Below are 19,697 nucleotides of genomic sequence, written 5' to 3' on the forward strand. Positions count from 1 at the left end.
ATTAGTGTTATTGCTAAATCAAATGGTTTGGCTGGGCCAGAACATTATTTTGAAATCATTTCTTAGCCGTAATTTTTATAGATAACCGTGAGCAATATGAGAAATGAATATAACAAGACTATATTTAAGGCGCCTTGTGGACACCACATCAGCTTCGTAGGGGCTAGAACGAGACCGTCAATCTCCTAAAATCCGCTTTTTTATCTATCAGGTTTTTCGCAAAAGCATTATTCATTGCATTCAAACACCCTATCACAATCTTCACAGCGAATATTTAACTGCGCCTTACCGTAAACTTTAGTATCACAACCTGAACAGATATAACGATACCTAGTTTGACGCTTCGCCGCTTCAGGGATCAAAAAATCTGATATGGGTGAATCAGTGGGTTTAACTAACTCCGACAGTGTCGGCGTTGCTTTAACAGGCACAGAAGCTAAGACTTTGTCAGGCTCAGTCCCATTTGAATTGACCATGGGTGCTATTACCGGCTCGAATAGACGTGGCAATGAGCGTCGATCCATCCACTTAAGCTGATACCCTTTATCATCAGATAGCTGTTGGAAAGTTCGAATAAATGGCCCATCTTCAATAATGTAATCACTCATAAACTGGCCAGTAATTCGTCCACCCGGCTCTCCTGTCGAGGAAGGCATCAACCCAACTTCAATCATTTTTAAGGCCCATTCTTTATTATGGTAATAATCACGGCCGGGATGACCAAAACAGTGCTGCCAGCAATGTGCCATTTCATGGACCAACGTCTGCATCACTTCAATTAGTCTTGAATTGGCAATATACGCTGGATTAATCGCTATTTCGCTGCATTTAGTACCATCAATACCTCCCCAACGCTCAGGTGCAAAATAGCCCATGACCCCTTTTTTACGTTGTACTGTAAAAATTACGCTCGGTAATTTACCTCCAAATAAAGCTGTATTGAAATGCTCATAGGCATCCAACAGTGATGTATAAAGTTCAGAGGTAGGGTTCATTAATTGCTCAATAATATTGAATTATGGTCGCTGTACAACAATAAATAATACAGGGATTAGCAATTTATTGCATTTTGAAGATAGAGAGGATTGTTACTTAAATAACAAAAAGGAATTAAAAAGACTGTTCTTATAACCATAATCACGAAAACGTGTAGTGTACACTACAAATATTTGCGCTTTTGGTTATATCAAGTGGCTAATACTGTATAAAAAGTTATAGAAACGGTATTACGCGATTAGATATGGCACGATTTCAATAATAACAAATTAAGAGCAAAAGCCTATGCCCAATCTTAAAATTCTTTCTACCACTCGCAGACGTACATTTAATGATGCACCTAAGCTATCGTCTAATGCACGATACAGCTACTTTTTGATTGACGCTGATACGCGTAAAGCCATCAACATCTTACATACAGATATAAATTGTTTGAAGAGCAGTCAATCGATTGAACTCTTGCCCAAGAAAAGGCCTGGGCTTCAAAACTCGAGCGCAGTTAAAGAACGACCATAGGGGGGGGTGATGCACTTTAGATTTTAATCCGCGTTACAAAATACAAGATTCATCCAGTATAACGAGTAAACTTTATGATTTAGACAATGATTGCGTATTTCAAGTTAACGCAGTCTGATAAATAGCGACTATAACAATGACAACAACTCAAATCATTCCCTATTCTATTAGCAGTAGATTTCAACGCCCTCCCAAATTTACAGCAGAAGAAAGGCGCGCATTCTTTTTTATCACTCCAGCAATACGCAAGGTCTTACCGAGGAAATCAGCTATTCACAAAGTTGGGTTTGTTCTTCAATTGGGTTATTTTTCAGCCACAAGACAGTTTTATAGTACCGAACATGTACGTAATAAAGATAAAGGTTTTATAGAAAAAATGTTGGGAATTAAAACTCCTGTCGATTTATCGTCATATACCCAATCAATACAGAAGCAACACCGAGCTAAGATTAGAATGTTATTTAACTGGCATATTGCTACACCTGAAGATAGGTTAGCACTGCAAGATCACGCATTTAATTTCGCTAATAAGCGCATGCCTGCTGAGCAACAATTCTTTCAGTTAGTCAGTATATGCTGGAAACGTCAATTTGATATTCCGAATTTTAAAACACTTCAAAACTACATAAACGAAGGTTATCTAAAGTTTGAATCAAGGCTTATTGCCTCTTTCTCGACACATTTTGATGATAATCAACAACAACTGGTTAGTAATATCTGTCAAACCGCTGATGATGCCAAGATATTACTGAATAAAAAATATGACCACTCAGATAGCACTCGACACTTTTGGAAAAATATAAGTCTGCTTGAAAATTATCGAGCCTATCATGCTGCGGTATTACCTACCCTGTCAAAATTAAATCTTTATGATGAGTCGTTCAGGTTTTTCGCTAAATGGATAAAAGAAGCTACCTTGAGACAAATTTTGTCCATGCATAAAAAAGGCAATGCATCACTGAGGATACTCTGTTTTATACGTGAGGAATATTATCAACGCAATGATTACGCCTGTTACTCCTTCATTAAAGAAATTAAAAGCTGTATTACGAGGGGAAAAAGAAGCCAAAAAATTGAGAACGAGGAGCAAGAAGAAGCGTTTGCTGAACAAGCAATAACCGTTATTGACTACGCAAAAACAGCAGACGCAATTATAAAGCTTGTTTATAAGGTGCAAAAAGACCCTTCAGTGAGTTTTGCTGAAAAACATACTCAAACATTAGATCACATAGATCGTTATTTGGAAGCCATAAACCCTGAAATAATGACTACAACAGACCGGCTAAATAATAAATTAACGGGCAATACGGCATCTATAAATTACTATTTATCCTTAGAAAAGGATGCAGAAAAAGTATTAAGAAAATATCGATCAATGTTAAAGGTTATTGAGTTTGACGAAAAGTACTCGGATAACAACATCATCCAGGCAATTAAACATTACAACCAATCAAATGGTAAATATACCGAAGACCTACCCCTCTACTTCTTGAAGAAAAGTGAAAAAACACAGCTATTTGAAAATAATATAAAAAACATGAAGCTATATAACATGTTGTTTATGGTTGAAGTGTGTGAAGCGCTAAGGTCTAGGAGATTATGCTTAAAATATTCATTTAATCACTTACCAGAAGAGCATTATGGTATTACTAGAAGTGAGTTCGAGGAAGACGAAGATCATATCCTAGAGCTGGCAAACTTAGAAGGCTTTAAAGATATAAGCGGCATACTTAAAAAGAAAAGGGAAGCTGTGGATGCTGCGTTCAAAAATGTTAATGAGGGTTTAATTAATGGTGAAAACCCTCACCTTAAATTTACGAAGAAAGGTTACTGGCATATTAATACGCCTAAAACTGATTATGATATCACCAAAGTAATTCCCGGTTTACTTGGCGATAATGGATCAGTAACTTTGAGTAAAGTCATACGCGAAGTAGATGAATTTATAGGTTTCTCTGAACTTTTTAAGCATTCTCATATTGTAGGCAGCAAGAAAAAAGTACCTAGTGAGTTAATGTATGCTGTCATTGTCAGCCTAGGTTGCAATATCAGCTTTCGCCAAATGGCGAATGCATGTGGGTCATCAATTACTGAAAGTAAGCTTCAGCATGCAAATGACTGGCTATTCTCTAAGGAATGCATAAAAAATGCAAACAACCTAATAGTAGAAGAAATTAATTCTTTATCATTACCAAATATTTTCAAATTAAATCCTGATACCGACCATGCCAGCAGTGATGGAGCTAAGATCACTGTTGCCGTCAATTCGATTTTAGCCAATTTTTCATTCAAGTATTACGGTAAAGAATCTGGAGTTGTCGCAAATTCTTTTATCAATGAAAAATCTGCTTTTTTTCATGCAAATATTCAAAGCTCGACAGATCGAGAAGCTCTATATATGCTCGATGCATATTCTGGTAACTCAGTTGTTAAAAGCAACAACCCTAGCCACTCCGGTGATTCTCATGTTTACACTGATGCAATATTTGGCGCAACTGATATGTTCAAGATCTCTTTAGCACCTAGAATTGCAAATGCAGGTAGACAAGTCCTAAGAGGTTTTAGCCGGTCGCAAGTCAAAAAAAGAAACAGTCATGAAATTGCTCCTACGGGTGTTATAAATACAAAACTTATAAAACGTAATTGGAAGGAAATGTTAAGAACTATTGCGTCGATAAGTCTTGGACGCGCATCTGCATCAGAGACTTTTGATAGGCTGGCAAGAAGTGAAAAGCAAAATGAGCTTTATCGTGCTTTTAAGGAATATGGACGAATCAACAAAACAATCTTCCTGCTAGAGTACTTTGATAATATCGAATTAAGACAAAGAATTGAAAAAATGCTTTCGCTCGTTGAGCTGGGACAGAAGCTATTTAGGGCTGTTTTTCATGGTAGACAAGGCAAGCTTTATCAGTCTGAGCCGGAAGATATGGAAAGAGTTATTTTATGTACAACACTTATCAGGAACATCATCATTTGTTGGAATTATATTGTGCTATCGGACATTATTATTGATGCCCCACCCAATGAGCAACGCTTTTTAATTGAATCTATTAGCAAAGGATCTGTACTCTCTTGGGCTCACATCAATATGTTTGGTGAATTTGATTACTCAAGTCGTTACAAATCGAGCATAAAAGCAGATATTAATACAATACGTAAATTTAAGGTTCCCAGTTAAAAAGGATATTGTTTTTTCTGCTTTTAAAATGCCGAAATAAAAATAAATATTTCGTTTAAACAGTAACTTAGATCTTATTCTTAACTGTTCAGAGTAAATATCCTAACTTACCCCTAGTGCAATAAATTCATTTCAGGTGTAACGCCTTAAATACTCGGCTAATATAAAACTTAGCAAATGACTGTAGCGCTTTATTGTGGAACTCACTGTTTTTGACATAGCAATTGTTGAATGAGTTACTAACAACCCTAATATAAGCAAAAACTGATAAAAGCCTTGTTATAGTCGTCAATTTACAATTACAATCATTGCACCATTTCTAATAACTAAATAGGCGGAATAAACATGGCGAGAAGACAGGATAGACTGACAGTAGATGACGTAAATGGCGCATGGGCAATTATTCCCACACCAGCAATTGAGACTGCCGGTGACTGGCAAACAGAAGACAGCGTTGATTACGATGAAGTAGCAAGGTCTGTTGAAGGTTTAATCGAGGCTGGTATTGACGCGATTATGTGTCAAGGTACGTTTGGTGAAGGTGCAACACTGTCTTGGGAAGAAAAGAAAAAAATGATGGAAGTCATGGTAGAAACTGCCAATGGCCGCGTTCCTATTTTTGTTGGTGTTACCACCACGAGCACACGCGAAACTATCAGACAACTTAAGCATGCACGTGATATCGGCGCCGATGGAACGATGCTTGGTCTACCAATGTGGCAGCAAATTGATGTGCCAGCTGCAGTTGGTTTTTACAAAGATGTAGCCGAAGCTGTTCCAGAAATGGCTATTTGCGTGTACGCAAACCCAGAAGCATTTAAGTTTGACTTCCCTGCTCCATTTTGGGCTCAAGTTGCTGATATCCCGCAAGTTATTACCTGTAAATACATTAATATTGGCCACCTACAATTGCATACGATGGTCTCACGTAAGCAAATTCGTTTCTTACCTCTTGAATTTGACCATGCCGATGCCGCGAAAATGGACCCAGAATTTCACACGGCTTTTTGGTCACCTTGCGCATGCACCGGTCCTGAATTAACACTCCATATCCGTGATAGCGTAAAAGAATCCGTTAAAACAGGTGACTGGAGCGTACCGAATGCTTTGTACCCGCAAATAATGCAAGTGCTATCGAACCTATTCCCTCCCGGTGGTTTTGCTGAATTCTCTCGCTATAACATCCAGTTAGAGAAAACGCGCATTAATGCAGCTGGGTGGATGAAAGCAGGCCCTTGCCGCCCTCCTTACCAAACAGCCCCTCAGAACTATTTAGATAATGCTGCTAAAGCAGGTACAGGCTGGGTAGAGCTAAATAAAAAGCTTATTGAAGGCACGCTGTAGTTAAAAACCATGGCCGTTAATGTCTTAGAGTAGGTTGATTAAAGTCTTTCCCTCTTTTACATTAACGGCTAATTTCATCACGGTATCTTCGTCATACCAACTCGTTCTCGTTAAACGGTGAATATACGCCGGTAATACTGCAGACAAGGCTTGTGTTGCCGTCCTAGGAACTGCGCCGGGCATATTCGCCACACAAAAGTGGACAACACCCTCTTCCACAAAGGTTGGCGCGTCATAAGTCGTGGCGCGAGTTGTTTCAACGCAGCCACCTTGATCAACCGAGATATCGACTATAGCGGAACCATTAGCCATCAACTTTAGGTGAGAGCGGTTTATAAAATGTGGCGTTTTCTTTCCTGGAATAAGCAGCGCCCCTATCAATAAGTTCGTTGTGTTGACTAATGATAAACAATCAACCTTATTATTGATGATGTTGATCAGAGGATCTATGTCGGTAATTGAAGATAGCGCCTCGATAGATTTATCATAAACGAAAACGTTAGCACCCAGCTGGCTTGCTAATAACGCCGCTTGTTTCCCCGCAGAACCCGCACCTAAAACTAACACCTGCCCTTTATCAATAACGCTACCATGCAAGCCTCCAAGCAATAAACCTACCCCTTTTTGGTATTGATGCAATAACGTCGCGCCAATTTGAACCGATAATTTTCCCGCTATCTTACTCATTGGTTTAAGGATTGGTAATTGACCATTTTCTCGAACAGATTCAAAGCCAATCGCCGTCAAACCGATAGTTGATAAATCATCCGCCAATTTTATGTTGGCAGCAAGGTGGAGGAAGCAAAAAAGCACATGCTCGGCAGTTAAATATTTAAGGTCCCCTTCCAGCGGCTCTTTAACCTTCACAATAAGCAGGCTAAGTCCATAAAGCTCTTCAGCCGACACACAAATTTTCACCCCCTTTTGGCGGTATTCATCGTCAGTAAAACCGCTTAAACAACCGGCCCCCTGCTCAACAAAAATAGCATGCCCTTTACTAACCAGCTCTGCACAAGCATCGGGCGTGAGAGCAACACGACCTTCAGAAGTTTTGATTTCTTTTGGAATACCAATATTCATATGCTTAACGCTTTACCTAATTCAGTCTTATCGCCATACTACAGGACTTTGGAAATTGTCTACAAAAGTTTAAATAAGGAGTTATTCATGAGCGAGAATTCACACCACCGGTTAATTATTTTAGGATCTGGTCCCGCGGGTTACACAGCCGCTGTTTATGCAGCTAGAGCCAATCTTAAGCCATTATTAATTACCGGTATTGAACAAGGTGGGCAGCTGATGACAACGACCGATGTAGATAATTGGCCTGGCGATATTGACGGATTGCAAGGCCCAGAATTAATGGACAGAATGAAGCTACACGCCGAACGTTTCGACACAAAGATTCAATTTGATCATATTCACACGACTGAATTGCAACAGCGACCATTTACCTTAAAAGGTGACGCTGGAACATACACTTGCGACGCATTAATTATAGCTACGGGCGCGTCAGCTAAATATTTAGGCCTACCTTCAGAAGATGCATTTAAAGGCAAAGGTGTCTCTGCTTGTGCAACCTGCGACGGCTTTTTCTATAAAAAACAAAGGGTCGCTGTTATCGGTGGTGGTAACACAGCTGTTGAAGAGGCGCTGTATTTATCCAATATTGCTGAACACGTTACCGTTATCCATCGTCGAGACTCGTTTCGTTCAGAAAAAATCTTATCAGACAAGTTAATGAAAAAAGTGGCTGATGGTAATATTTCAGTCGAGTGGTTCAATCAACTGGACGAAGTCTTAGGTGATAACATGGGCGTCACGGGTATTCGCATTAAGAATACTCAAGACGGTAGTACAAAAAACATCGACCTCGAAGGTGTCTTTATCGCCATTGGCCATTCGCCTAATACTCAAATTTTCAACGGACACCTAGATATGCCACGTGGTTATTTAACCACCGAAAGTGGCAATTCAGGCAATGCGACACAAACCAGTATCCCCGGCATTTTTGCCGCTGGTGATGTTGCCGATTCTATTTATAGACAGGCCATAACCTCGGCTGGCTCAGGTTGCATGGCCGCGTTAGACGCTGAACGGTTTCTTGATGATTTAGACGCCAGCTAAAGGTCGAAACTCAGGATGCTGCCGTGGTTTGAACCAGATGATGATGCAACGCCATTCCCCGCTTTAAACACCGCACTTGAAGAGCCAAATGGCCTGTTAGCCGCTGGGGGGTCATTAAGCCCCCAGCGTTTATTAAACGCGTATAGTCACGGTGTATTTCCTTGGTTTGAAGACGACCAACCTATCCTTTGGTGGTCGCCCGACCCTAGGCTGGTTTTAAGGCCCAAACAATTTCACCTTTCACGCAGCCTTAAAAAGTTCATTAACAAAGGCACTTACACCTGTACCACAGACAAAGCTTTCAGCGAAGTTATTTTGGCTTGCTCTGCGCCGAGAGATGGTCAGCAAGGCACTTGGATTACCCATTCAATGATTGACGCCTACCAAACCTTATTTGACTTAGGTCACGCCCATTCGATTGAAGTGTGGTCAAATGATAAACTGGTAGGTGGGCTATATGGCATCAGTATCGGGCAAGTTTTTTTTGGTGAGTCTATGTTTAGTCATCTAGATAATGCGTCAAAAGTTGGTTTTTCTTTTTTGTGTAAACAATTAAGTAACTGGGGCTACGAACTGATTGACTGTCAAGTCCAATCAGATCACCTTAATAGCTTCGGCGCAGCAACTATTTCACGAGAGTTGTTTGCACAACAGCTGGGTTTATATTGCTCAAAGAGTGCTTCAGCAAAGGCTTGGTTGGCGACATGACAACACCCTCTAAACCCGGTCGGCAGCTGGAACTTTATATTTCATCACCACAAAAATGTGACTATTTGACCGACCAATTGGCACAAAGTATTTTTATCTCACCCGAGATAGAAGTGACGCCCGACATCTATGAATACCTGATTAGTGTAGGCTTCAGGCGAAGCGGACATTATGCTTATCGGCCACATTGTTCATCATGTCGCGCCTGTATTTCCTGTCGAGTTAATGTCCAGGATTTCAAGCCCTCGAAAAGTCAACGACGGCTCTTAGTAAAAAACAAAGACCTATCATTTCGTGCCGTTAAGGCTGCCTTTTCGGAGGAGCACTATGATTTATATTTACGCTATCAAGCGTATAAACACCCAGGTGGCTCAATGGAAAAATTTGGTACAAAAGAATATCAAGCATTCTTATGTGAGTCATTTGGCAACACACTGATTTATGAAACATATTTGGAAAACACGTTAGTAGCGGTCTCGGTCACTGATGTTTTTTCAGAAGCGCTTTCCGCGGTCTATACGTTTTTTGATCCTGACTATTCGGCAAGAAGCCTAGGTACCTATAGTGTTTTACAGCAGATTAAAGCTACTCAAGCATTTGAAAAGAAGCATTTATACCTTGGGTATTACATCAAAGACTCAGTAAAAATGTCTTATAAAGCTAATTTCAGACCGATTGAAATGTTAATTGAAGGCCGTTGGCGCTCTTATAATAAAAAGGATCAACTGCCCTTTCAGAGCGCTTCGTTACATTCGATACTAAGTTTTTAATCCAATTCACACTTAAGGCGGCTAAATAGTGTAAAATCGCGCCGCATTAGCTTGTTAATCAAGCGTTTAGTTAATTATTTTAAAGGAAGACATGGCAAAAGAAGATCAGATTGAAATGGAAGGCGTAGTAAAAGACACGCTCCCAAATACAATGTTTCGCGTTGAATTAGAAAATGGTCACGTTATCACAGCGCACATCTCAGGAAAAATGCGTAAACACTACATTCGTATCCTAACGGGTGACCGCGTAAAAGTAGAAATGACACCTTACGACCTCACTAAAGGCCGCATTACATACCGAGTAAAATAAGCGCTAACTCTGCCCGACCAAATCTTTTCTTGCTTCAGTGATAATAAAGTCAATCTTATTATCCTTCACGTAAGCCTTAACAGTCCCACCGTTTGTTAACCGACCAAATAATAGTTCGTTAGCCAACGGTTTTTTGATGTGCTCTTGAACCGTACGGTCCATCGGTCTTGCACCCATTTTAGGGTCATAGCCCTTCTTGGCTAACCAGCTACGTGCTTCAGGTTCCAAGGTTAGCGTGACATTCTTCTCATGAAGCTGGGCTTCAAGCTGGAATATAAACTTATCCACTACGTGGATGATGGTATCTTCGCCCAATGCTTTAAATTGAACAACCGCATCTAACCGGTTTCTAAATTCTGGCGAAAATGATTTTTCAATAACTTTCATGCTGTCTGATGAATGCTCTTGCTCTGTAAAACCAATCGACGCACGACTTGCCTCTTGAGCACCGGCATTTGTTGTCATCACCAACATAATGTTTCTAAAGTCGGCCTTTCTGCCATTATTATCCGTTAACGTACCATGGTCCATAATTTGTAATAACAAATTAAAAATATCGGGGTGCGCTTTTTCGATTTCATCCAATAACAAAATCGCATACGGGTGTTTGTTCACTTCTTCCGTTAGCAAGCCGCCTTGGTCATAACCCACATAACCTGGTGGTGAACCAATTAAGCGTGACACGGTATGCCGCTCCATGTATTCAGACATATCGAAACGAATTAAGTCGACGCCAAGTATTTTTGCGAGCTGAGTAGTGACCTCAGTTTTACCAACACCGGTTGGGCCAGAAAATAAAAATGAGCCGATGGTTCTTTCCTCATGCCCAAGCCCTGCACGGCTCAAGACAACCGCATCTGATAGTTTCTCGATGGCCTCGTTTTGGCCAAACACAACTAAGTTAAGATTGCGCGCCAAATCTTTAAGTTTGTCTTTATCTTGAGAGGAAATGCTTTTTTCAGGAATACGCGCAATTTGAGCAATAATTTTCTCAATATCACTGGTTAGAATGATGTCTTGCCGTTCACCTTCTGGCAATAAACGCTGTTTCGCACCTGCCTCATCGATCACATCAATCGCTTTATCGGGTAAAAAGCGGTCATTTATATAACGGTCCGCCAACTTGGCCGCCGTTTCAATACTATCTGAGCTATATTCAATATTATGATGTTCTTCGTAACGAGGCTTCAAACCTCTTAAAATTTGAATCGTATCGTCCACGGATGGTTCGTTAATATCAATCTTTTGAAAACGTCTTGCCAAGGCGTGATCTTTTTCAAATATACCCCTAAACTCCTTATAAGTAGTAGAGCCAATACAGCGCAAATCACCAGAAGCCAAAGCTGGCTTAATCATGTTTGATGCATCCATTACGCTACCTGAAGCAGATCCCGCCCCAATAATCGTATGAATTTCATCAATAAATAGGATGCTTTTTTCTTGAGTTTTTAACTGATTGATCAAGCCTTTTAGTCGTTTTTCGAAGTCACCTCGATATTTCGTACCCGCCACTAATGAGCCCATATCTAATGAGTAAATAGTCGTATCCTCAAGCACTTCCGGTACATTGCCTTCCGTAATCTTCAACGCTAACCCTTCAGCAATCGCTGTTTTACCAACACCCGCCTCACCAACAAGTAACGGGTTATTTTTGCGTCGCCGACATAATGTTTGTATCGTGCGCTCTAATTCTGTCTCACGACCAATCAGTGGATCAATTTTTCCAAGCTTGGCTTGCTCATTTAGGTTCACCGTGTATTTTGTTAGCGGATCATTTGCCGCTTCGTCACTTTCTACGTTAGGAATCTCTTCAAAGTTGCTCATATCATCATCTTCAATCCTCGCTATGCCATGAGAGATGAAGTTAACAACGTCAAGGCGACTAACGTTTTGACGGTTCATTAAATAAACGGCCTGTGAATCCTGTTCACTAAAGATGGCAACCAAGACATTCGCACCCGTTACTTCCTTCTTACCGGATGATTGCACGTGGAAGACAGCACGCTGTAAAACACGTTGAAAGCCAAGAGTTGGTTGAGTTTCACGCTCAACATCACTAGGAATAATTGGGGTTGATTCTTCCAAATAGGCTTCAAGCTCAACGATCATAGCCTCCACATTACCACCCGAAGCTTGAAAGACTTCACATGCGGATTTATTGCTCATCATCGCTAGCAATAAGTGTTCTACCGTAATGAACTCTTGGCGCTTTTCGTGCGCACGCCTAAATGCATCGTTTAGGGATTGTTCCAATTCTTTGTTAAGCATAATTTACTCCACTTCTTCTAATGTACATTGCAAAGGGTGCTGACTCTCCTGAGAGTACGCTAAAACCTGTTGCACCTTTGTTTCTGCAATATCTTTAGTATAAACGCCACACACGCCAATACCACTTGTATGCACATTCATTGTAATCCTAACCGCCTCTTCTTTATCTTTATAAAAGATCGTTTGCAAAATAGAAACTACAAAATCCATCGGTGTAAAATCATCATTTAATAATAACACCTTGTACATAGGTGGTTTTTGTAACTTGGGCCTAGCTTCTTGTACCGCTAGGTTGCCCTCGTCATCATCATCTTTAAAAGGTAAATCAGGCATTCTTAAAATATACTTCCAATAGGTTGATGTTTATTTTGACAGAAAAATAGCTGCCTTGTTCTATAAAGCCGAATGAAATGTGTTTTTATTCATTTCTATAAGACTTATGCCCTTTGGGTATAAAGCCGAATGAAATGTGTTTTTATTCATTTCTAAGAGACTTATGCCCCTTGGGTATAAAGCCAAATGAAATACACGTTAATTCTTTTCTATTAAGACTTAGGCTCTTTAAATATAAAGCTGTTTTGAGCCATTTTTTTGGCTTACACGAAATTTATGCTATTTGGGTATAAAAAGCAGAGAATCATAAAGTGGGGGCTCTGGCTTTATATTTCAAGCTAGCGGTGTGCTAAATAGGCAAAGTAATAAGGTGATGGAAAATACCGGGTTCACGCGCTGCACCTGCTTGGAAATTGAAAAGCTGCGGTTTTTTCTCATCTACAGAGATAGATAGTGCGGCTGTGTCAGATGGTTTTTTTGCTGGTAAAAACACGAGCAGAAAAAGATACTCTAAGAATTGAAGTCACTGCATAACCTAGCGAGTGCAGGCAAGATAAGGCGAAAATTAGCGAACAAACTCAGTTCTTCTCATGAGGCCTACTTTTGCTACTTATGTAAATGAGAATTTTGAGCTGATTTATATCAACAGTAGGCGCTTTAAGCGGCGCCGTATTGTCAAGCGCAGTAGATATGCTGAGGACTCAATAAATGCTCACTTAGAAACAAGTAAAACAAACTCTGCGTCAATATCTTGATTAATATAAGCCATTCCCAGCTTATTCAAATACTCTAAACGACTGGCCTTCATCAAATCAATATCTAGCACACCTGCACTACAATCTTGGTATATTTTAGCGACATGAGTCATGTACGCCTCACCCTCTTTAACCATCAGCAAACTAGCTGCGCCCACATCAGGGAGAACCTTAGCGTTCTGCTCTTCGGGTAATTCAACTTCAAAAACGACTGCACTTTCCTCACCCTCAAAACGAACACGTCGCTCTCGAACTGTCTGCTGCGCCCAGTAGTAAGCTAGCTCTTTGCTTTGCGTTAAAAATACGGGCTCAATCGATTCAGTATAGCTATTGCCAATTGTTGCCATCGTGTTTTTCGCTGCTTGCTTCATCGCTTTATCGCCTGAACGCTTTAAGCCATGTGACTTTATAGAATCGGCTAAGGAAGATGATGTTCCGTGGTACCAAATATTGCCCGTTGCAAAGCCGTCTTTTGTTAACAGATGTGTTCCGTCCCGTAGATAACTTGGAATATCACTCATAATTTATTTACTGTTGGTTTAGTGGGTTATTAGCAGTGGCATTTTAAATGTACTTATAAAAAAGGCGACTTTCAATTAAAAAAGTCGCCCCTTATAACAACTTAAGCTTTTATAAAAAAAGCTTAACTAGCCAGTCTCAAATTATGAGAATTGGTTAGATGTGTTTTTCGCACCGCCCGCTTTAAGCGCGTTTTCACCAGCAAAGTATTCTTTGTGGTCATCGCCCATGTCTGAACCAGACATGTTTTGATGTTTCACACAGGCAATACCTTGACGGATCTCTTTACGCTGTACGCCAGCTACGTAACCCAGCATACCTTGCTCACCGAAGTACTCTTTCGCTAAGTTGTCTGTAGACAAGGCAGCTGTATGGTAAGTAGGTAATGTGATCAAGTGATGGAAAATGTTCGCTTCACGAGCAGAGTCAGCTTGGAATGTGCGGATTTTTTCATCGGCCGCATGGGCTAAGTCAGTTTCGTCGTATTCAGCACTCATTAAACCAGCACGGTCGTAGCCAGAAACATCTTCGCCCGCTGCAACCATTGCGTCGAATGCTTGTTGACGGAAGTTAAGTGTCCAGTTGAATGATGGGCTGTTGTTGTAAACAAGTTTCGCATCGGGGATTTCTTTACGCACCGCATTCATCATGCCAGCAATGTCTTTAACGCTTGGCGTTGCAGTTTCAATCCAAAGAAGATCGGCACCCGCTTTAATGGCTTCGATAGAATCAAATACGCAACGCTCTTCACCAGTACCTTGACGGAATTGGTATAGACCTGAAGGTAAACGCTTAGGACGAACCAATTTACCATCACGGTTGAAGCATACATCGCCTTCAGCCATGTCCGCTACGTCAATTTCTTCAACGTCTAAGAAAGAGTTGTAACGATCGCCTTGATCGCCTTGCTCTTTAACAACAGCTATTTCTTTAGTAAGGCCAGCACCTTCAGAATCAGTACGTGAAACGATAATGCCGTTATCAATACCTAGTTCTAAGAAAGCGTGGCGTAATGCGCGAATTTTAGAATGGAAGTCAGCATGAGGAACCGTTACTTTGCCATCTTGGTGACCACATTGCTTTTCATCAGCGACTTGGTTTTCGATTTGAAGTGCACAAGCACCCGCTTCGATCATTTGCTTAGCCATGAGGTAAGTTGCTTCTGCATTACCAAAGCCCGCATCGATATCCGCAATAATTGGCACAACGTGAGTGACGTGGTTATCAATTTTATCTTGAATACTTGTTTCTTTAGCAGCATCACCCGCTTCACGTGCTGCGTCTAGGTCACGGAATAAACCGCCTAGTTCACGTGCATCCGCTTGGCGTAGGAATGTGTATAGCTCTTCAACTAAAGACGCAACAGATGTTTTTTCGTGCATTGATTGATCAGGTAAAGGACCAAAATCAGAACGTAATGCAGCAACCATCCAACCTGAAAGATAAAGGTAACGACGGTCTGTTTTTCCACCAAAATGCTTTTTGATTGAAATCATTTTTTGTTGACCGATAAAACCGTGCCAGCAACCTAGAGACTGAGTGTATTTAGTCTTGTCCGCATCAAATGCAGCCATGTCAGCGTTCATGATGTCAGCGGTGTATTGTGCTACATCAAGACCTGTTTTGAATTTGTTTTGCGCGCGCATACGTGCAATTGATTCAGGGTTGATGGGGTCCCATGATGAACCCTTGGCTTCTACCAATGCTGAAACAGCATTAATATCATTAGTATAAGATGACATTTTGTCTCCTTTGTTAGTGAGTTAAGTTAAAAATAGTTAAAGTTAATAAAGTTTTACAAATATTCGTAAGCGGATACAGTCAAGAAATCGGCCAGTTCTTCGGATGTGGTAAAGCGATCCATAAGCTTCGCGGCTTCATCAAAACGACCGGCGTTAAAACGTTCTTCGCCTACTTCGCCTTTAATCGTGTCCATTTCTTCGCTCATAAATTCACGGAATAATTCAACGGTAATTTTCTTGCCGTTGCTTAGGTCTTTACCGTGGTGAATCCACTGCCAGATGGATGAACGTGAAATTTCAGCCGTTGCCGCGTCTTCCATCAAACCATAAATAGGCACGCAACCATTGCCCTGTATCCACGCTTCAATATATTGCACAGCGATGCGGATATTAGCGCGCATGCCCTCTTCCGTTCTATCGCCTTCACACGGCTCTAGTAAGTCAGCAGCGGTTACTTCAGCGTCATCAGCACGTGACACAGCCATTTGATTGGCATTGCCTTCACCGATGTATTCATCTAAAACTGCCATTGCAGTATCCGCAAGTCCCGGGTGAGCAACCCATGTGCCATCGTGGCCATTTTGTGCTTCTAATGTTTTATCGCCTACAACGCGCTTTAACACCGCTGCATTTTCTTCTGGGTCTTTAGCTGGAATGAAAGCCGCCATGCCACCCATCGCCAATGCACCACGCTTATGGCAAGTTTTAATTAATAAACGTGAGTACGCGCTTAAGAAAGGCTTGTTCATTGTTACCGCTTGGCGATCTGGAAGGACGCGATCTGGGTAGTTCTTCAGAGTTTTAATGTAGCTGAAAATGTAATCCCAACGGCCGCAGTTTAAAGCAACAATATGGTCTTTAAATTCATGAAGAATTTCATCCATTTCGAACACGGCTGGCAATGTTTCAATTAAAACAGTTGCTTTAACGGTGCCACGTTCTAGGCCAACTAAATCTTCAGCCTTGTCCATTAAGTCCGCCCACCAGCGCGCTTCTTTGTGCGACTGGAGCTTAGGAATGTAGAAATAAGGGCCTGAACCTTTTGCCAATAACTCTTTATAGTTATGGAAGAAGTAATACGCGAAATCAATAAGCCCACCTGGGATATTTTCGCATTCTAATTGGACGTGCTTTTCTGGCAAGTGCAAGCCACGTGCACGGCAGATCAATACGGCTGGATCTTCGTTTAGCTCGTAGTGCTTGCCCGATTTAGGATCATCTAGTGTGATCGTGCCATTAACCGCATCACGCATATTTATTTGGCCTTGAGCAACTTTTTCCCACGTTGGTGATAAAGAGTCTTCAAAGTCAGCCATAAACACTTTTACATTCGCGTTTAAGGCATTAATGATCATTTTGCGATCAACAGGGCCGGTGATTTCGACACGTCTGTCCTGTAAATCATCGGGAACACCTAAAATACTCCAATCGCCATCACGAATGTCTTTCGTTTCAGCTAAGAAGTCAGGTAATTCACCCGCATCAATTTCAGCTTGCCTAGTTTTACGTGCGGCAAGTAATTCAGCGACGCGTGGTGCAAACTCTTCGGCTAGTGTTGCTACAAAGGTATTAGCTTCATCGCTAAAGATACTGCTGTACTCGGGTAACATCTCACCCTTAAAAGTTAAAGATTTCATTTTAAATCCCCTAAAATCATCATCAAGTTGGTTTGTGCAATGCATTATATTGACTTTCTACCCCCTTACAATCCCAATAAAGCTATTTCTATCATTAAGAAAATTAATGATAGAATGTCAGTTATGAACGATCACATCATAAAGTCAAACCGGCACAAACAGCTTAGATCTTTTTGTATGGCTGCAAAGGTAGGTGGGTTCTCAAAAGCTGCCGATTTATTACAGTTGAGCCAACCATCCGTCTCTTTGCAAATTCAGGGCCTAGAAAAGGAGCTTAAGGCTAAACTATTCACTAGAAATGGTCCCAAAATCACCTTAACAGACGCAGGTAAAAAATTACTTGAACTGGCAAAGCCTCTCGTTGAACAAATGGACAGCTTACCTACTCGATTTAAGGCCGTTCATAACCCCGAAGAAACCACCGAAATTAATATAGCTGCAGGGGAAGCCAGCATCTTGTACTTACTGCCAAGTATTATTGAAACGTTTAAACAGCGCTACCCAAATGTTCATATACGGCTGCATAACGTATCGGGTAAATCCGGTGTTGAAGCCATTAGGAATAATGAAGTGGACTTTGCGGTAGGCCCAATGCTCGAAGTACCTGCTGATATTATCTATAAACAGGTTTACCGCTTTGTGCCCGTACTCATCATGCCCTTTGGTCACCCTCTTGCGTCTATGGAAGACGTGAGCTTGCGCGATATTGTTCAATACGAGCTGATTTTACCGCCAAAACACCTAAATACTTGGCGCATCGTTGATGATGTATTACAGAAACATAAATTAAGTTATAAAACGTCACTAGAAGCTTGGAGTTGGGAAATTATTAAAAAGTACGTAGAGCTAGGCTTGGGCTTATCTATCGTTACCAGCGTCTCCTTAACCGGTAATGAGCAACTTATTGCCAAGCCATTATCAAAATATTTTCCTGATTATTATTATGGAGTTACGATGAAAAGGAAGGGCAACCTATCATTACCAGCTAAGAACTTTATTGAACTGATTGACCCGAGTTTTTTTCAAGCCTCTTAACGACTATTACCCTAGATAGAGCAATTTCAAGAATGCCATGCCCCTGTGGCTAGCGTGACACATAAGCACCTAAGAACACAAAACTGAGACCGTGCTTACGTTACTAATAATAGCAACAGCAATACTACTAACCACAACTATAGTTGTGAGCGTATCGATCAGCGCCATAATCGCTTCCATTCACTCACTTATCTAGTAAAAGTCTGACGAGCAACGGCTCATCTAATCCCTTAATGGTAGCTGGAGTGTTGCAACCTATCCAGAGGCTTTGCTAACAGTAAAATTGCCCCCGACATGGCTAGATAAAAGAAATAAACAGACTGCCAATCAAACGCCTCGCCCATTAATAGGCCAACAAAAGGCGTTCCTAATAAAATCCCAACTCCCTGCCCTGTCACAACAATACCTAGCACTAAGCCAATGTTTTTAGGGTTTGCTGGCATACGTGGTGCCTGCGCAAAAACAGCGGTGGGAATCATGCCTATCGTTACGCCGAGGAAAGCCAGTAACAACAAGCCCATGCCATCGGTATATTGAAAATTAAATACTATGCTAAAAATTAAGGCGACTAGGCAAGTTGGGTAGATCATCATCTGCGTGGGCCTAATACCCCGATGAATTAACACACTGCAAAGTGCACAGCCTGGGATAACACTCAGAGGCAACAAGGAACTAACCCATAAGGCGGAGTAATTAGTCAATTGGTGATTATTGATTAAATAAGACGGTAGAAAAGTTAATAAACTAAAAAGAACACAGGCAAAACAGACAAATACGGAGCTTAGAACGACAGCACCAAATACAAATTCTTTTGAATTACCCTCATTATTAGCTTTCACCGACTTAAACGAAATATCGGGGATATACCGTAAAAGGAATAATAATGGTATTGCCAGTATGCCCGTGGAAAACCACAACCAACGCCAGCCTAGTTCTTGAAGAATAAGCGGCGCTGATAAAAACACAATAAAGCTGCCAGCGGGTATCCAAACTGACCAGACACCCATACTTAAGCCGGTATCCGTTGGCTTGGAAAGGTGCGAGATAAGTGTAGGGGCGCAAACCGAAATTAAAATAATAGCAATCCCTTCAATCACCCGAATAGCCATAATGCTCGCAGAAGATTCTACTAAAAAACTAAAAGAAGCCGAAAAGAACAGTAACAACAAGGCTATTTGTAATATTCTTTTTGAACCATATTGTTGCGAAAGCCTACCGGCAATAATGCCTAGTAAAACGGTGGCAATCGATACTGAGGACATGATCCAACCCACTTGAACAGCGCTTAACGCCAACTCACGTTGTATAACGAGTAAAGCGGGGCTTGCTTTTGTAATGGCGATAGAGGCTACCACACCAATAATAAAGGTTAGACCGATACCGACCCAATGCGTTGATTCCCTCTTATTCATAACTATTCCTTAGGTGCTTTTTGATGGCGCTACTCTTGCCTAAA

15 protein-coding genes are annotated in these 19,697 nt (G+C 41.1%); 7 read left to right on the forward strand and 8 right to left on the reverse strand.

Going from position 1 to position 19,697, the window contains the following annotated elements; translation table 11 throughout:
- Positions 1–227 precede the first annotated feature (227 nt).
- A complete protein-coding gene (locus AB1Y31_04975; protein ID MEW4982515.1) occupies positions 228–995 on the reverse strand; it encodes a SprT-like domain-containing protein in 768 nt (255 codons plus the stop codon).
- A gap of 653 nt (positions 996–1,648) precedes the next feature.
- Between AB1Y31_04975 and AB1Y31_04980 the strand changes: the two genes are divergently transcribed.
- Both AB1Y31_04980 and AB1Y31_04985 read left to right on the forward strand, forming a co-directional pair.
- Positions 1,649–4,693 carry a Tn3 family transposase gene (locus tag AB1Y31_04980; protein ID MEW4982516.1) on the forward strand — a complete coding sequence of 1,015 codons (3,045 nt, stop codon included), beginning with the start codon at positions 1,649–1,651 and terminating at the stop codon, positions 4,691–4,693.
- Between the two features lie 345 nt (positions 4,694–5,038).
- Positions 5,039–6,037 (forward strand): dihydrodipicolinate synthase family protein, encoded by a 999-nt coding sequence (locus AB1Y31_04985; protein MEW4982517.1) that lies wholly within the window; start codon positions 5,039–5,041, stop codon positions 6,035–6,037.
- A gap of 24 nt (positions 6,038–6,061) precedes the next feature.
- On the opposite strand, the gene AB1Y31_04990 is transcribed toward AB1Y31_04985, so the two are convergent.
- Positions 6,062–7,117 (reverse strand): alanine dehydrogenase, encoded by a 1,056-nt coding sequence (locus AB1Y31_04990; protein ID MEW4982518.1) that lies wholly within the window; start codon positions 7,115–7,117, stop codon positions 6,062–6,064.
- Between the two features lie 87 nt (positions 7,118–7,204).
- Between AB1Y31_04990 and trxB the strand changes: the two genes are divergently transcribed.
- From trxB to infA, 4 genes are all read left to right on the forward strand, one after another.
- Entirely contained in the window at positions 7,205–8,164 is a 960-nt protein-coding gene (gene trxB / locus AB1Y31_04995) for a thioredoxin-disulfide reductase (GenBank protein MEW4982519.1), read from the forward strand.
- Between the two features lie 15 nt (positions 8,165–8,179).
- Positions 8,180–8,872, forward strand: a complete 693-nt coding sequence (gene aat / locus AB1Y31_05000; GenBank protein ID MEW4982520.1) for a leucyl/phenylalanyl-tRNA--protein transferase — start codon at positions 8,180–8,182, stop codon at positions 8,870–8,872.
- Positions 8,869–9,642 (forward strand): arginyltransferase, encoded by a 774-nt coding sequence (locus AB1Y31_05005; GenBank protein ID MEW4982521.1) that lies wholly within the window; start codon positions 8,869–8,871, stop codon positions 9,640–9,642. The genes aat and AB1Y31_05005 overlap by 4 nt, the downstream gene beginning before the upstream one ends.
- A 91-nt stretch (positions 9,643–9,733) precedes the next feature.
- Positions 9,734–9,952, forward strand: a complete 219-nt coding sequence (infA, locus tag AB1Y31_05010) for a translation initiation factor IF-1 (GenBank protein MEW4982522.1) — start codon at positions 9,734–9,736, stop codon at positions 9,950–9,952.
- 3 nt (positions 9,953–9,955) lie between these two features.
- On the opposite strand, the gene clpA is transcribed toward infA, so the two are convergent.
- The 5 genes from clpA to aceB all read right to left on the reverse strand — a co-directional run bounded on the left by clpA (position 9,956) and on the right by aceB (position 17,206).
- Positions 9,956–12,220 (reverse strand): ATP-dependent Clp protease ATP-binding subunit ClpA, encoded by a 2,265-nt coding sequence (gene clpA, locus AB1Y31_05015; protein MEW4982523.1) that lies wholly within the window; start codon positions 12,218–12,220, stop codon positions 9,956–9,958.
- A 3-nt stretch (positions 12,221–12,223) separates the two neighbouring features.
- Positions 12,224–12,553 carry an ATP-dependent Clp protease adapter ClpS gene (gene clpS / locus AB1Y31_05020; GenBank protein MEW4982524.1) on the reverse strand — a complete coding sequence of 110 codons (330 nt, stop codon included), beginning with the start codon at positions 12,551–12,553 and terminating at the stop codon, positions 12,224–12,226.
- A 712-nt stretch (positions 12,554–13,265) separates the two neighbouring features.
- Positions 13,266–13,829: a hypothetical protein gene (locus AB1Y31_05025; GenBank protein ID MEW4982525.1), complete on the reverse strand. Its 564-nt coding sequence runs from the start codon at positions 13,827–13,829 to the stop codon at positions 13,266–13,268.
- A gap of 141 nt (positions 13,830–13,970) precedes the next feature.
- The gene (locus tag AB1Y31_05030) at positions 13,971–15,569 is read right to left on the reverse strand and encodes an isocitrate lyase (protein ID MEW4982526.1); all 1,599 of its coding nucleotides are present in this window, start codon (positions 15,567–15,569) and stop codon (positions 13,971–13,973) included.
- A 53-nt stretch (positions 15,570–15,622) separates the two neighbouring features.
- Positions 15,623–17,206 carry a malate synthase A gene (gene aceB, locus AB1Y31_05035; protein MEW4982527.1) on the reverse strand — a complete coding sequence of 528 codons (1,584 nt, stop codon included), beginning with the start codon at positions 17,204–17,206 and terminating at the stop codon, positions 15,623–15,625.
- A gap of 123 nt (positions 17,207–17,329) precedes the next feature.
- Between aceB and AB1Y31_05040 the strand changes: the two genes are divergently transcribed.
- The gene (locus AB1Y31_05040) at positions 17,330–18,241 is read left to right on the forward strand and encodes a LysR family transcriptional regulator (GenBank protein ID MEW4982528.1); all 912 of its coding nucleotides are present in this window, start codon (positions 17,330–17,332) and stop codon (positions 18,239–18,241) included.
- A 230-nt stretch (positions 18,242–18,471) separates the two neighbouring features.
- Here AB1Y31_05040 and AB1Y31_05045 read toward each other — a convergent pair whose 3' ends face one another.
- Positions 18,472–19,653: an MFS transporter gene (locus AB1Y31_05045; protein MEW4982529.1), complete on the reverse strand. Its 1,182-nt coding sequence runs from the start codon at positions 19,651–19,653 to the stop codon at positions 18,472–18,474.
- Between the last annotated feature and the right edge of the window lie 44 nt (positions 19,654–19,697).

The organism is Cycloclasticus sp. (genome assembly GCA_040743155.1).
Classification (GTDB): Bacteria; Pseudomonadota; Gammaproteobacteria; order Methylococcales; family Cycloclasticaceae; genus Cycloclasticus.